The sequence below is a fragment of the Micromonospora aridisoli genome (assembly GCF_056150025.1).
Map to the genome: position 1 here is coordinate 339,147 of NZ_JAXCFK010000005.1, position 13,577 is coordinate 352,723.

A 13,577-nucleotide genomic window follows, 5' to 3' on the forward strand; every position below is an offset into this window, starting at 1 on the left:
CCAGCCGGACGGCGGAGGGGCCGAGTCAGGTCTGCGCCTTGCCTCCGGTGATCCGGGAGACCACCAGGGCCACCAGGATGACCGTGCCGTTGAGGAAGTTGGTCCACTGGGCCGGTACTCCGGCCAGGGTCAACACATTTATGATCATGAACAGCAGCAGTACGCCGGTGAAGGCGCCGAACACCGTTCCCTTGCCACCGTTGAGGCTGACTCCGCCGATGACCGCGGCGGCGAACACCTGGAAGATGGCGCCGCTACCCTGGGCCGCGGGCACCGCCGCGAGCCGGCCGCTGATCAGCAGCCCGGCCAGGGCGGCGAGCATGCTGGCGACGATCAGCGCGATCCACAACACCCGGTCGGTGCGGATACCGGCGGCGCGGGCCGCGTCGACGTTGCCGCCGATGGCGTAGAGCGCGCGACCGGCCCGGGTGTAGCCCAGTACGACGACACCGGCGGCGAACAGCAGCAGTGACACCCAGATCGACGCGGGCACGCCGAACCAGCTCGCCGAGCCCAGGTAGGTCATCGATTCCGGCAGGGCGAAGAAGGTCTTGCCGCCGGAGATGCCGGTCAGCAGACCACGGAGCACGATGAGCATGCCCAGCGTGACGATGAACCCGTTGAGGCCGAAACGGACGATGAGCAGGCCGTTGAAGGCGCCGACGAGGGCGCCGACAGCCAGCACGACCGGGACCGCCCAGGCCGACGGCAGCACGTCGAGCCCGAGGCCGTGGGTGAGTGCCGGGTCGACGATCAGCCAGGCGGCGACACCGGGTGCGAGTCCGAAGGTGGACTCCAGGGACAGGTCCATCTTGCCGGTGATCAGCACGATGGTCTGGGCGAGGACCACGATGGCGATCTCCGACATGCTCTGCAGCACGTTGATGATGTTGTCGGCGCTGAGGAAGACCGGGTTGACGACGAACCCGACAACCGCGACCGCGATGATCGCCGGTACCAGGGCCAGATCCCGTAGCCGGGCGATGGCCAGGGTCCGCGACGGCGGTGCGGCCGATGGTGGCGGTGACGACGCTGGGGGCGACGACGACGCGGCGGTGGACAGCGTCTCAGACATGGTGGAGATCCACCCCTTCCATGGCGGCTACCAGCTCGTTGTCGCTCCAGCCGTAGGCCATCTCGCGGACGACCCGGCCCTGGAACATCACCAGCACGCGGTCACAGATCCGCAGGTCGTCCAACTCGTCGGAGACGACGAGCACGGCCGTACCGCGGCGGCGTACCTCCTCGACGACGCCCAGCAGGGTCTGCTTGGACCGCACGTCGACACCGGCGGTCGGGGTGATGAGCACCAGCAGTTTCGGGTCGCTGGCCAACGCCCGGCCCATGACCACCTTCTGCTGGTTGCCACCGGACAGCTCGGAGACCGGCACCTGCGGGCCGGTGGCCTTGATCGCGAGGTCGGCGATCGTCCGCCGGGCGAGGGCGTCACGACGGCCCGGGGAGATCAGGCCACGCCGACCCACCCGGTCCGGCACGGTCATGGTGACGTTCTCCGCGATGGACAGCAGTGGCACCAGGCCCTCCCGGTGCCGGTCCTGCGGCACCAGGCCGATCCCGGCGGCTAGCGCGTCGGGCACGCTGCCCGCACGCAACTGCCGGCCGTCGAGGGTGACCGTCCCACTCGCCGGACGGGCCAGACCGACGATGGCCTCGGCGACCTCGACCTTGCCGCTGCCCCCGCCGCCGGCGATTCCGACGACCTCACCGGCCTTCGCCTCCAGCGACAGCTCGGCCCCGGACGCGGTGACCAGGTCCCGTACCGACACCAGCACCGGTACGTCGGAGGACAACGGTCGATACGTCGCCTCGGGCATGCTCACGTCCTCCCCCGTCATCGCCGACACCAGAGCCGGGCGGCTCAGCTCGGCCACCGGGGCGGTAACGATGTGCCGGGCGTCGCGGAACACCGTCACCTGGTCGCAGATCTCGTAGATCTCCTGCAGGTGGTGGCTGATGAACAGGAACGTCACGCCCTGGGCGCGCAGGTCGCGGATGCGGGTGAACAACCGCTGGATGCCCGCGCCGTCCAACTGGGCGGTGGGCTCGTCGAGGATGATGAACCGGGCGCCGAACGACAGGGCCCGGGCGATCTCCACGAACTGCCGCTGCTCGACCGTCAGCGTCGAGGCGGGCTGCCGAACGTCGACCTCCACCGACCACTCGGCGAGCAACTCCTGCGCCTGCCGGCGCAAGACGCTCCAGCGGATCAGCCGGCCGGGTCCACGGGCGTGCCGGTTGAGGAACAGGTTCTCCGCCACGGTCAGCGTCGGAATGATCGTCGACTTCTGGTAGACACACGCGACCCGCCGTCGCCACCCGTCGCGGTCACCGAGGGACGGTGCCGGCCGGCCGTCGAACGCCACGCGACCCTCGTCGGCGGCCTGGAGTCCGGTGAGGATGCCGACCAGGGTCGACTTGCCGGCACCGTTGCGACCGACCAGGGCGTGCGTCTCCCCCCGCCGGACCACGATGCCCGCCTCGGACAGCGCCAGGGTCGATCCGAAACGCTTGGTGATGCTCACCGCCTCGACGACGGGCCGGTCGTCGTCGACCGACCCGTCGGTCGCGGCTCGCCGGGTGGCGTTCATGTGTTGTTGCCCCACAGGGACGGGTCGTCGAACTTCGTCGTGGGCTCGCCCGCGATCGGTGCGCCGTCCAGGGTCACCAACGGAGCCGGTAGCTGGTCCTCCAGCAGACCCTCGCGCACCTGGATGATGGTGCTGCCGTGCTCGGTCGGGCCCGGCTGGAACGTCCTGCCCTCGATCGCCGCCCGGACGTACTCCAGCCCGTACCGGGCGTACAGGTCGGCCGGCTGGCTCACGGTGGCGTCGATGAGGCCCGCACCGATGTTCTTCAGCTCCTCCGGGATGCCGTCGTTGGAGACCACGAAGACATGCGCGGGATCGCTCGGCGGCACCTGCAGGCCCCGCTGTTTGAGGATCTGCAGGGTCCCGGAGAGAGCGAACGACGACTGCATGTAGATGCCCTTGACATCCGGGTCGGAGGCGAACCGGGTCTGCAACTTCGACGCCGCCACGTCCGCCTTCCAGTCGGTGGCCTCGCCGAAGACGGTGATGTCGGGGAACTCCTTCTGCATGCACTCGTTGAACGCCTCGGTGCGGTCCCGACCGTTGATCGAGTCCAGGCCGCCCTGGAGCATGACGACCTTGCCCTTGCCGCCGAGCTTGGTGCCGAGGAACTGGCACGCCCTGGTGCCGTAGGCGCGATTGTCGGCACGGACCACCATGAACACGTTGCCGGTGTCCGGTCGGGTGTCGATGGTGACCACCGGGATCTTCCGGCTCTCCAACTGGCCCAGTGTGGGCGCGATCGCCGCGGTGTCCTGCGGAGCCATCACGACTCCCTTGACTCCCTGACTCATGAACGTCTGCGTGTTCGAGATCAGGTTCGCGATGTCGTTCTGCGAGTTCGTGGCCTTCAGCTCGACCCCCAGTTCCTGCGCGAACTGCGGCACGTATCTGATGTACGAGTTCCAGAAGTCGGTGTCGGAGCGCGGATAGTCCACCCCGACGAGCAGCTCGGAACCACCCGGGCCGGACCCGCGGTCCGCGTCGTCGCCGCAGCCTGTGGCGACGGTCGCTGATGCGACCAGCATCGTCGCCAGCCCGACACTCAGCACAGTCCTACGCTTCATTGCCGTTCCTCCATGTCTGAGAGGTCATCCAGCTAGCTGGTCGGGCCGGGAAGCCGACACGGGCGACACGGGACATGGCGATCCCTCCGTAGGGCGGCGGGGTGGTGGGCGGCTTCAAGGGCCTCAGACATCAGACGTTAGACGTGTACATCCGTCAACGTCAACGTCCCGCCGCATGGGATTGTCGTCCTCGAACTGGAGGGCTTGCACCGACGGCAACCGTCGGGCCGCGCGGAACATCAGATGATTCTGCCGCCCGGGTCGGTGTCGGCAGGGTCACGCCGGGATGCGGCCGAGACATGTGCGGACCGACACTCTGAGCACGCTAACATCGACGGAACTTGAGTTACCAGCTTTGCCTCGCGGCTCTCAGCCCACCACCTTCGGTGTCGAGTGGATCCCACCGGAGCCGCCCAGACCGAGCTGGCCGCTGCCGTTCGAGCCCCAGCAGTACAGGACGTCGCTGGTGGACATCCCGCAGGTGTGCTGCCCGCCGGTGTCGACGCTGCGCCAGGCCACCCCCAGATCGGTCCGACGGCTGACCGACCTGGCACTTGTCCTCGCACGGACATCGGCGGTTCGGCCGGGCGGGCAACCCCGGCCACGTCCGGGCTTGACCTTGACGCAGCGTCAACCCCGCATGCTGACGCCATGTCAATCAAATCCCAGGTACCACCCGAGCAGGTCCGTGGTCCAGCGATCCAGGTCCGGAGCCTGGAGAAGTCATACAAGAAACTGCACGTGCTACGCGGCGTCGACTTCGACGTGGCGCGGGGCAGCATCTTCGCCCTGCTCGGCTCCAACGGAGCGGGCAAGACCACCGTCGTACGGATACTCGCCACGCTGCTCAGGCCGGACGCGGGGACGGCCAGCGTCAACGGCTTCGACGTCGGCCGGCAGGCGGCCAAGGTCCGGGAGTCGATCAGCCTCACCGGACAGTTCGCGGCGGTCGACGAGATCCTCAGCGGGCGGGAGAACCTGGTGCTGGTGGCCCGGTTACGACATCTGCCCAACCCCGGCGCGATCGCGGACGACCTGCTGGCGCGGTTCTCCCTGACCGACGCGGCCGGCCGACGGGTGTCGACGTACTCCGGTGGCATGCGCCGCCGTCTCGACATCGCGATGAGCCTCATCGGGAACCCACCCGTGATCTTCCTCGACGAACCCACGACCGGGCTCGATCCGCAGGCGCGTCTCGAGGTGTGGCAGGCCGTGCGGGAGCTGGCCGGGCAGGGCACCACGGTGCTGCTCACCACGCAGTACCTGGACGAGGCCGAACAACTGGCCGACCGGATCGCGATCCTCCACCAGGGCCGCATCATCGCCAACGGCAGCCTCCCGGAGCTCAAGCGACTGCTCCCACCCGCCAAGGTCGAGTACGTCGAGAAGCAGCCGACGCTCGAAGACGTCTTCCTCGCCATCGTCGGCGACGAACACCGGGACGGCACGGTCGACGCCGCCAGCCCCGACGGCACGAAGAACTAGGGAGTCCTCGATGAACAGGCATTTCTTCGGCGACACCGCCGTCCTGCTGGGGCGGTCACTACGCCACATCAGCCGCAGCCCGGACACCATCATCTCGACCGCGATCATGCCGATCGCGTTCCTGTTGCTGTTCGTCTACGTGTTCGGCGGGGCGATCCAGACCGGATCGGACAACTACGTGAACTACCTGCTGCCCGGCATCCTGATCATCACGGTCGCCTCGGGCATCTCCTACACCGCGTACCGGCTCTTCCTGGACATGAGGGGCGGCATCTTCGAGCGCTTCCAGTCCATGCCGATCGCCCGCTCGTCCGTGCTGTGGGCGCACGTGCTCACCTCGCTGGTCGCCAACCTGATCTCGCTCGCGGTGGTGGTGCTGGTCGCCCTCGTCATGGGCTTCCGGTCGGGGGCCGGCGCGCTGGCCTGGCTCGCGGTCACCGGGATCATCGTGCTGTTCACGTTGGCGCTGACGTGGCTCGCCGTCATCCCCGGCCTGACCGCGAAGTCCGTGGACGGCGCGAGCGCGTTCTCCTATCCGCTGATCTTCCTGCCGTTCATCAGCTCGGCCTTCGTGCCCACCGAGAGCATGCCCGCCCCGGTGCGCGCCTTCGCCGAGAACCAGCCGGTGACGTCGATCGTCAACGCCATCCGCGGCTTGTACAGCCAGCAGCCGGTCGACGCCGAGATCTGGACCGCCCTCGGCTGGTGCGCCGGCCTGCTCGTGGTCGCCTACGGCATCGCCATGGCCGTCTACCGCGGCAAGATCAGTTGACGATGGGTCGGCGTGGTGCAGGCTGAAGGCATGCTGACGATCGGCCGGCTGGCCGCCTACGCCGGGGTGACGATCCGTACGGTGCGGCACTACCACCAGATCGGACTACTTCCGGAGCCGGAGCGCGACGCCTCCGGCTACCGGACGTACGACGCGGCCGCGGTTGTGCGACTCGTTCGGATCCGGACCCTGGCCGAGGCCGGCGTCCCGCTGGCCCGCGTCCGCGAGCTGCTCGACGCGGACCCCGACACGTTCGCCGCCGCGACCACGGAGATCGACCGGCAACTGCGGGCGCAGATCCGCACGTTGCAGGAGCACCGGCGGCGGATCGCGCGGCTGGGCCGCGGCGAGTCCCTGGCCGTTCCCGAGGAGGTGGTCGACTACCTGGACCGGCTACGGGCCATCGGGGCGCCGGAGGCCGCCGTCGAGGGTGAGCGCGACGCGTGGATCCTGATGTCGGCGCGGTGGCCGGAATCGATTCCGGCGTTCATGGTCGACAAGGTGGCTCAGCTGTCCAACCCGAAGGTCGTGCGGTTCTACCAGCTCGCCGGTCGGATCGCGGAGAACTGGGAGGACGAGGACCTGCTACGCGAGGCGGCCGACCTGATGATCGAGATGTTCGAGCAGGCGGAGGCCAACGGCGAGCTGGATCAGCAGTTCACAATCACTCCCGACACCGCGTTCGTCGGCCTGATGGACTCGTACGCCGCCGCTGCCCACCCCGTTGTCGCTCGCCTGCGGGAGCTGATCGCCGAGCGTGGCTGGACCGGCTGGACGGTGATCCAGAAGCGCCAGCCCTGAGCCGTCACGTCATCTCCGCGAGTCGCGGCGTCCCGGGCCCCCGGCGGGGCGGCCCGAGACGCCGTAACTCGTGGCCGGCTACTCCCCCAGGCAGTCGCGCAGCGCCGCGCAGAGCAGTTCGGCCCGCTCGTCGTCGACCCCGCCCATCTGGTTGACGACGTAGCCGAAGCCGACCTGGTGGGCGTCGTCGCCGAAGGCGAGGTGCCCGCCCGCGCCGTCGTGGCCGAAGCTGCGTCCGCCGAGCATCGGCCGAGGCGTCGAGTGCACCAGGAAGCCGGTGCCCCAACGGTGTCCCGCGTCGGGGTGCCCGTACACCTGCTGCCCGCTGACCCGTACCGTGACTGCGTCGTCGACGGAGGTCGCGGTGAGCAGCCGCGGGCCGCCGACCTCGGCGACGCAGGCGCCGTAGAGGCGGGCCAGGCTCTCGGCGGTGCTGATTCCGCCCGCGCCGGGGATCTGGGCGGCCTGTATCGCCGGATCGTTGAAGCTGACCAGGCCGTCGTCGTCGGCGGGGAAGGCGAAGGCGCCGCCCATGGTGATGCCGCGCTCGGCGACCGGGTCGACGGCCGGACCGGGGTCGCCGATCGGCGCCAGCAGCCAGGCGACCGCGTCGTGCTCGGCGGCCGGCAACCCGATCCAGGTACGCAGGCCGAGCGGTTCGCCGAGCGTGCGGGCGAAGTAGGCGCCGGGCATCTCGCCGGTGATGCGACGGATCACCTCGCCGATCAGCCAGCCGTAGGTGATCGCGTGGTAGCTGTGCGCGGTACCGGGTCGCCACAGCGGCGCCTGTGCCTCGATCGCCCTGATCACCGGCTCCCAGGCGATGACTTCCTCGCGGGTGAAGGGCTTGTCCAGTGCCGGCAGGCCGGACTGGTGGGTGAGCAGCCAACGCACCGGGATGTCCGCCTTGCCGTTCTGGCCGAACTCGGGCCAGTAGCGGGTGACCGGCGCGTCAAGGTCGAGCCGCCCCTGCTGGACCAGCAGGTAGGCGCAGATCGCCATGATCCCTTTGGTGCAGGAGAAGACGACGGTCGGGGTGTCCGCGGTCCACGGGCGTCCCGACCGGGCGTCGGCCACCCCGCCGTGCAGGTCGACGACCTTGCGGCCGGCCAGGTATACGGCGACCGCGGCGCCCACCTCCCGACGGTGGGCGAAGTTGTCACGGAAGACGTCGGCGACCCGGCCGAAGCCCTCGTCGACGTCACCGTGGATCTGGCTGTCGCTCAACCCGTTATCCCTTCACGGAGCCCTGGAGCAGGGCCTTGATGAACTGTCGCTGGAAGATCAGGAACACGATGAGGGTAGGCGTGAGGATGAGCAGCGAGCCAGCGCAGAGCAGCACCAGATCGGTCCCCCACTGCCCCTGGAAGGCACCGAGCGCGCCGGCCATCGTCCGCTTCGTCGCGTCGTCGACGAGCACGATGGCGAGCAGGAACTGGTTCCAGGTCCACAGGAAGAGCAGGATGGTCAGCGAGGCGACGGCCGGCCGGGCCAGCGGCACGTGCACCCGCCAGAACAGCTGCCAGGTGTTGCTGCCGTCGACCCGGGCCGCCTCGGACAGTTCCCGGGGCACGTTGATGAAGTGGGCGCGCATCCAGAAGACCGCGAACGGCATGTAGAGCCCGATCAACGGCAGGATGATCGCCCACCTGGTGTTGAGCAGGCCCAGGTCGCGCATCTGGTAGTACAGCGGGGTGACCACCGCCTCGAAGGGCAGGGTCAGTCCGAGCAGCAGCAGCCCGAACGCGAAGTGGCCGCCGGGCACCCGCAGGTGACCGAGCCCGAAACCGGCCATGGTCGCGATGAGGACGCCGACGGGCACCACGCCGGCCACGATCAGCGCGCTCGACTTCAGCAGGGCACCCATGTTCGCGGCGGTGAAGGCGTCGACGAAGTTGCCCCACTGCGGGTCGCTGGGCCAGGCCAGGCCGGTGGGCACGGTGCCACGCGGTTGCAGGGCCGCCGACAGCATGCTCAGGAACGGCAGCAGGGTGACGACGACCAGTGCGATCAGGAAGATCCGTCCGGTCAGCCGCTCACTGCGGGTGGTCATGTTCATCACTTCTCCCCCCGGGTCAGCCGCTGGATCGGCAGGACGCACACCAGGACCAGCGCCATCAGCACCACGGCCAGGGCCGAGGCGAGTCCGACCTGACGTTGGGAGAAGGCGAGCCGGTAGATCTCCAGGCCGGGCACCGTGGTCTGGATCCCCGGGCCGCCACTGGTCGAGATGTAGACGATGTCGAAGCTGGCCAGCGCCGCGATGATGGTCACCGTCAGGCAGATCCCGATCTCCTGGCGCAGACTGGGCAGGGTCACCGCGAAGAACTCGCGCACCGGACCGGCGCCGTCGATGCGGGCGGCCTCGTAGAGCGAGGGGTCGATCTTGCTCATCCCGGTGACCAGCAGGATCGTGCAGAGGCCGAGCATCACCCAGGTGCCGATCACGCCCACCGCCGGCAGCGCGGTGTCGAACTCGCCGAGCCAGGCCCGGGTGACCCCGTCCAGCCCGACCGCCCGCAGCGCCTGGTTGACCAGGCCATTGGTGGAGAGCACCCAGCTCCAGGCGATGCCGGCCGCAACCAGGGGGATCACCTGGGGCAGGAACAGCACCGTGCGGACCATCGTGCCGCCGGGGCCGGTGGTGATCCGCCGAACCAGGCTGGCCACCAGCAGGCCGAGGATGACGGGGATGAAGCTGAAGAAGATGATCAGGATGAACGCGTTCGAAATGATCTTCAACAGGTCCCGGTCGGTGAAGACCGTGAGGTAGTTGTCCAGCCCTGCCCAGCGGGCCGCGCCGATGCCGTTCCAGTGGTACAGCGAGTACTGCATGGTCAGCACGAGCGGACGCAGCACAAAGACGCCGTACATGATCAGTGCGGGTAGTACCCAGAGCCACCCGGTCCACCGGACCGTGCGGCCCCACCTCTTCCGGTGGGGCCGCGCGGGTGAGCGGGTGTCCCCCCGGCCGGGTCGGGACGCGATGCCCGACCCGGCCGGGGCGCTGCCGAGGGCAGACGTCATCGGGACAGTTCCTTCTCGTATTCGGCCTGGACCGCCTTCACGTACCCCTCCGGGGTCTGCTGGCCGGCGATCAGCTTCTGCATCTCGGGAGTGATGGCCGCAGCGAAGATGCCGCCGGTGGCGTTCGCGGTGAAGTCGACCGCGCCGTTGTCGGCACCGAGCTGCTGGGACGCCTTGAGCGTCTCGGCCAGCACGGTTCCCTCCGACACGGGCGGCAGGGCGAGGTCGGCCGGGCCGCCCGGGTGCGAGCCGCCGATGTTGACCGAGATCTCGCGGGCCTTGTCATTGGTGTGCACCCAGTTGAGGAAGAAGGCCGCGGCGTCCGGGTTCTTCGCCCGGGCACCGACACCGAACGTGTTCGGCGCGGACATCGCGACCCGCTTGGCGTCGGCGGTCTCACCCGGGAAGAGGAAGAACCCGACGTCACCGGCCATGTTCTTGTCCAGGTTCCCCGACTCCCAGTCGCCGTTGAACATGAACAGGCCGTTGCCCTTCTGGAACTCGCCCATCATGGCCGTGTAGTCGATGGCGTTGGCGTCCTTGGGGAAGTAGCCGGCCTGGGCCCACTTCTGGATGGTCTCGGTGGCCTTGAGCGCCGCCGGCGTGTCGAAGGTGGCACCGGGCTTCTGGAAGATCCAGTCCGCGATCGCGGTCGGGTCGCCGTACTGGTTCTGCAGGGCCTGGTGCGGGAAGTTGATGCCGGCGGTGTTCTTGTTGAACTGCATGATCGGCTGGAGGCCGGCGTCCTTCGCCTTGGCCAGCAGCTCCTCGAACTCGGCGATGGTCTTCGGCGGCTCGGTCATGCCGACCTGCTCGGCCTGCTTCTTGTTGAAGAACACGCCGGTCACGCTGTAGCCCAGCCCCATGCCGTAGAGCGACCCGCTGCCGCGAACCGCCCCACCGTCGGAGAGACGCAGCTGGATCAGCGAGGAGGCGGGGAACTTGTCCCAACCGTACGCGTCGAAGTAGGGGTCCAGGTTCTTCAGCAGCCCGTCCTTGACCAGGTCGACCATGGTGGGCAGCCGGATGATGTCGGGCGCGTTGTCCGAGGCGAGCACCCGGGGGGCGTTCTCCGTGATCACGGTGAACTGGTCCTCGCGGATGTTGAACGTGACGTTCGGGTGCTGCTTCGTGAACTCGTCCGCGAGGGCCTTGGCCAGCGGGAAGCCGGTCTCGGCGTACATCTCCAGGGTGATCGGGTCGGCACCCAGCTCGGTGCTGACCGGGGCGTCGGAGTCCCCCGAGGGGGTCTGCTCCGAACCCGGCGCGCTACAGGCGGTGATGGCCATGCTGACGCCCAGTAGTGGCGCCAAGAGCGCCATCCGGCGTCGAGTGAACCTCGTCGAGAACTCCGGCACCTCATGCTCCTTGACTCGTCCGCGCGCCCCACCCATCGACCGGGCGTGACGCCCGCCACGTTCGCGCACGTCACGCGCCGTTCTCCCGGCCCACGGCTCGCGGTGTCCAATAAGACCTCGGCGGACACCTCGGTGCCCACCTCAGCAGCCAAATCACGTCGCTAAACTGATTTAGCAGAGCATGCGCGCGGGGCCGGAGGCCTGTCAAGGACGAGTTGGCAACGGTCTGGAAACAGCTGGTTCACCGGCCACGACGCGCGGCCGGGTCCGTCACCGGTGACCCCGGGACCGGACCCGACGCATCATGATGGGACCACGGCGGCGTCGGGACGTACCGCCGCGATCGGAGGACTCATGGGCCGCGAGAGAGCGACACTGGCCGACGTGGCGCGACGGGCCGGTCTGTCCAAGACCGCCGCGTCGATGGTGCTCAACGGGCGCGAGGGCACCCGGCTCTCCGCCGAGGCGCACCAGCGGGTCTTCGCGGCCGCGGAGGAACTCGGCTACCGGCCCAACGTGGCGGCCCGCAGCCTGCGCACCCGCAAGACCGCCACCATCGCGTTCGTCTCCGACATCGTCGCCACCACCCGCTTCGCCGGTGGCCTCATCCGTGGCGCGCTGGACGCCGCGCGCGAGCGCGACCACGTCCTGCTGATCACCGAGACCCAGGGCGACGCGGCGTTCGAGCGGTACGCCATCGAGGCGATCCTCGACCGCCAGGTCGACGGCGTGATCTACGCGGCCATGGCGACCCGCCGGCTGGCGGTGCCCCCGGCCATCCTCGGCGGTCAGGTGGTGCTGCTCAACGCCACCAGCCCGGAGCAGCTGCCCTGCGTGCTGCCCGACGACGAGGGCGCCGGGGTGGCGGTCGCCGAGACGCTGCTCGCCCAGGGTCACCGGGACCGGATCGCCCTGATCGGCCGTAACCGGGAGAAGGAGATCGACCCCGAGATCTCGCTGGCCGCCGACGCCCGGCTGCGCGGCATCCGGGGCACCCTCGCCGCCGCCGGTGTCTCGCTGCTCGCCGAGGGCTTCTGCCCGGAGTGGCTGCCCGAACACGGCTACACCGCCATGCGTACGCTGCTGGACCGCGCGACCCGGCCCAGCGCGGTGATCTGCATGAACGACCGGCTCGCCTTCGGCGCGTACCAGGCGCTCGGCGAGGCCGGCCTGACCATTCCCGACGACCTCTCGGTGATCTCCTTCGACGACGATCCGATCGCGGCCTGGCTACGGCCGGGGCTCTCCACCGCGGCGCTGCCACACGAACAGATGGGACGTCGCGCGGTGGAGGTGCTGCTCGACGGCGGGCAGTCCGGCGCGTCGTACGTGCCGATGCCGCTGCGGCGACGTCGGTCGGTGGCCGCACCCACCGACTGACGTCGCCCCCCGCCTGGCGGCCGGGGCACCCACTCTCGCCGCTAAACCGATTCACTGATACGTTTCCGGCCATGCTTCGACTGCCCGACCACTGGGTGTGGGACAGCTGGTACGCCCAGGACGACGACGGCCGCTGGCACGCGTTCTTCCTGCGCGCCTCCCGGGCCCTGCTCGACCCGCACCGCCGCCACCGGCGCGCCTCGATCGGCCACGCCGTCTCCCCCGACCTGCGCTCCTGGCACCTGCTCGCCGACGCGCTCGTACCCGCCGACGCTCCGGCCTGGGACGACCTGGCGACCTGGACCGGCTGCACGGTTCACGGCCCGGACGGGAGGTGGTACCTCTTCTACACCGGCGTGGGTCGAGCTGAGGACGGACTGGTCCAGCGGATCGGCCTGGCCGTCTCCGACGACCTGGTCACGTGGCACCGGCACGGCGACGCGCCGCTGCTGGAGGCCGACCCCACCTGGTACGAACTGCTCGACCGCGAGATGTGGTACGAGCAGGCCTGGCGCGACCCGTGGGTCTTCCCGGACCCGCAGGGCGACGGCTGGCACATGCTCATCACCGCCCGCACCAACCAGGGACCGGGTGACGCGCGCGGCGTCGTCGGCCACGCCACCTCCCCGGACCTGGTGAACTGGACGGTACGGCCCCCGCTGTCCGGGCCGGCCGGCTTCGGTCACCTGGAGGTGCCGCAGGTCGCCGTCGTCGACGGGCAGCCGCTGCTGCTGTTCTGCACCAACGCCTTCGGCGCCGAGCGGGAGCCCGGGCAGCGGCTCTGGGTCGCCCCCGGCCCCACCGTGCGCGGACCGTGGGACGTCGCCGCCGCCCAGCCGGTCGCGCAACCGCACCTGTACGCCCCCCGGCTGGTCCCCGACGGCGACGGCTGGTCCCTCATCGGCTTCGTCGAGCACGCCGACGGCGACTTCGTCGGCGAACTCAGCGACCCCGTCCCGGTCCGCTACGACCGCGCCGTCGGTCTGGTCGCCCGACAGCCGAGACTGCTCCCCGACGGCAGGCAGCCGCTCGAGCTGGCGGGACCGGTCCCGGAGGCCAGGTGACCTGACCAGCCCAG

At 69.6% G+C, this 13,577-nt stretch carries 13 protein-coding genes; 5 read left to right on the forward strand and 8 right to left on the reverse strand.

Going from position 1 to position 13,577, the window contains the following annotated elements:
• Positions 1 to 25 precede the first annotated feature (25 nt).
• From SM447_RS13575 to SM447_RS13590, 4 genes are all read right to left on the reverse strand, one after another.
• Positions 26 to 1,075, reverse strand: coding sequence for an ABC transporter permease (locus SM447_RS13575; RefSeq protein WP_474573116.1), 1,050 nt, complete (start codon positions 1,073 to 1,075; stop codon positions 26 to 28).
• Entirely contained in the window at positions 1,068 to 2,609 is a 1,542-nt protein-coding gene (locus tag SM447_RS13580) for a sugar ABC transporter ATP-binding protein (RefSeq protein ID WP_474573117.1), read from the reverse strand. Before SM447_RS13580 ends, SM447_RS13575 begins: the two co-directional genes overlap by 8 nt.
• Positions 2,606 to 3,676 (reverse strand): sugar ABC transporter substrate-binding protein, encoded by a 1,071-nt coding sequence (locus tag SM447_RS13585; protein ID WP_474573118.1) that lies wholly within the window; start codon positions 3,674 to 3,676, stop codon positions 2,606 to 2,608. Before SM447_RS13585 ends, SM447_RS13580 begins: the two co-directional genes overlap by 4 nt.
• A gap of 369 nt (positions 3,677 to 4,045) precedes the next feature.
• Positions 4,046 to 4,195: a hypothetical protein gene (locus tag SM447_RS13590; protein WP_474573119.1), complete on the reverse strand. Its 150-nt coding sequence runs from the start codon at positions 4,193 to 4,195 to the stop codon at positions 4,046 to 4,048.
• Between the two features lie 132 nt (positions 4,196 to 4,327).
• Between SM447_RS13590 and SM447_RS13595 the strand changes: the two genes are divergently transcribed.
• From SM447_RS13595 to SM447_RS13605, 3 genes are read left to right on the forward strand one after another with little or no spacing between them, the layout of a single operon-like run.
• The gene (locus SM447_RS13595; RefSeq protein WP_474573120.1) at positions 4,328 to 5,161 is read left to right on the forward strand and encodes an ABC transporter ATP-binding protein; all 834 of its coding nucleotides are present in this window, start codon (positions 4,328 to 4,330) and stop codon (positions 5,159 to 5,161) included.
• Positions 5,162 to 5,171: 10 nt separating this feature from the next.
• A complete protein-coding gene (locus SM447_RS13600) occupies positions 5,172 to 5,933 on the forward strand; it encodes an ABC transporter permease (RefSeq protein WP_474573121.1) in 762 nt (253 codons plus the stop codon).
• Between the two features lie 30 nt (positions 5,934 to 5,963).
• Complete coding sequence (locus SM447_RS13605; protein ID WP_474573122.1) at positions 5,964 to 6,734, forward strand: MerR family transcriptional regulator; 771 nt, start codon at positions 5,964 to 5,966, stop codon at positions 6,732 to 6,734.
• Positions 6,735 to 6,812: 78 nt separating this feature from the next.
• Here SM447_RS13605 and SM447_RS13610 read toward each other — a convergent pair whose 3' ends face one another.
• From SM447_RS13610 to SM447_RS13625, 4 genes are read right to left on the reverse strand one after another with little or no spacing between them, the layout of a single operon-like run.
• The gene (locus tag SM447_RS13610; protein WP_474573123.1) at positions 6,813 to 7,961 is read right to left on the reverse strand and encodes a serine hydrolase domain-containing protein; all 1,149 of its coding nucleotides are present in this window, start codon (positions 7,959 to 7,961) and stop codon (positions 6,813 to 6,815) included.
• 4 nt (positions 7,962 to 7,965) lie between these two features.
• Positions 7,966 to 8,793 carry a carbohydrate ABC transporter permease gene (locus tag SM447_RS13615; protein WP_474573124.1) on the reverse strand — a complete coding sequence of 276 codons (828 nt, stop codon included), beginning with the start codon at positions 8,791 to 8,793 and terminating at the stop codon, positions 7,966 to 7,968.
• Positions 8,793 to 9,761: a carbohydrate ABC transporter permease gene (locus SM447_RS13620; protein WP_474573125.1), complete on the reverse strand. Its 969-nt coding sequence runs from the start codon at positions 9,759 to 9,761 to the stop codon at positions 8,793 to 8,795. Before SM447_RS13620 ends, SM447_RS13615 begins: the two co-directional genes overlap by 1 nt.
• The gene (locus SM447_RS13625; protein ID WP_474573126.1) at positions 9,758 to 11,119 is read right to left on the reverse strand and encodes an ABC transporter substrate-binding protein; all 1,362 of its coding nucleotides are present in this window, start codon (positions 11,117 to 11,119) and stop codon (positions 9,758 to 9,760) included. Before SM447_RS13625 ends, SM447_RS13620 begins: the two co-directional genes overlap by 4 nt.
• Positions 11,120 to 11,473: 354 nt before the next feature.
• Here SM447_RS13625 and SM447_RS13630 point away from each other — a divergent pair, with 354 nt between their 5' ends.
• A complete protein-coding gene (locus tag SM447_RS13630) occupies positions 11,474 to 12,499 on the forward strand; it encodes a LacI family DNA-binding transcriptional regulator (RefSeq protein WP_474573127.1) in 1,026 nt (341 codons plus the stop codon).
• Positions 12,496 to 13,563 carry a glycoside hydrolase family 68 protein gene (locus SM447_RS13635; protein ID WP_474573279.1) on the forward strand — a complete coding sequence of 356 codons (1,068 nt, stop codon included), beginning with the start codon at positions 12,496 to 12,498 and terminating at the stop codon, positions 13,561 to 13,563. Before SM447_RS13630 ends, SM447_RS13635 begins: the two co-directional genes overlap by 4 nt.
• Positions 13,564 to 13,577 lie beyond the last annotated feature (14 nt).

What these genes read in the sequence shown, in the direction of transcription:
- SM447_RS13575 (WP_474573116.1), bottom strand. Translation starts at nt 1,075, where the DNA reads ATGTCTGAGACGCTGTCCACCGCCGCGTCGTCGTCGCCCCCAGCGTCG.
- SM447_RS13580 (WP_474573117.1), bottom strand. Translation starts at nt 2,609, where the DNA reads ATGAACGCCACCCGGCGAGCCGCGACCGACGGGTCGGTCGACGACGAC.
- SM447_RS13585 (WP_474573118.1), bottom strand. Translation starts at nt 3,676, where the DNA reads ATGAAGCGTAGGACTGTGCTGAGTGTCGGGCTGGCGACGATGCTGGTC.
- SM447_RS13595 (WP_474573120.1), top strand. Translation starts at nt 4,328, where the DNA reads ATGTCAATCAAATCCCAGGTACCACCCGAGCAGGTCCGTGGTCCAGCG.
- SM447_RS13600 (WP_474573121.1), top strand. Translation starts at nt 5,172, where the DNA reads ATGAACAGGCATTTCTTCGGCGACACCGCCGTCCTGCTGGGGCGGTCA.
- SM447_RS13605 (WP_474573122.1), top strand. Translation starts at nt 5,964, where the DNA reads ATGCTGACGATCGGCCGGCTGGCCGCCTACGCCGGGGTGACGATCCGT.
- SM447_RS13615 (WP_474573124.1), bottom strand. Translation starts at nt 8,793, where the DNA reads ATGAACATGACCACCCGCAGTGAGCGGCTGACCGGACGGATCTTCCTG.
- SM447_RS13620 (WP_474573125.1), bottom strand. Translation starts at nt 9,761, where the DNA reads ATGACGTCTGCCCTCGGCAGCGCCCCGGCCGGGTCGGGCATCGCGTCC.
- SM447_RS13630 (WP_474573127.1), top strand. Translation starts at nt 11,474, where the DNA reads ATGGGCCGCGAGAGAGCGACACTGGCCGACGTGGCGCGACGGGCCGGT.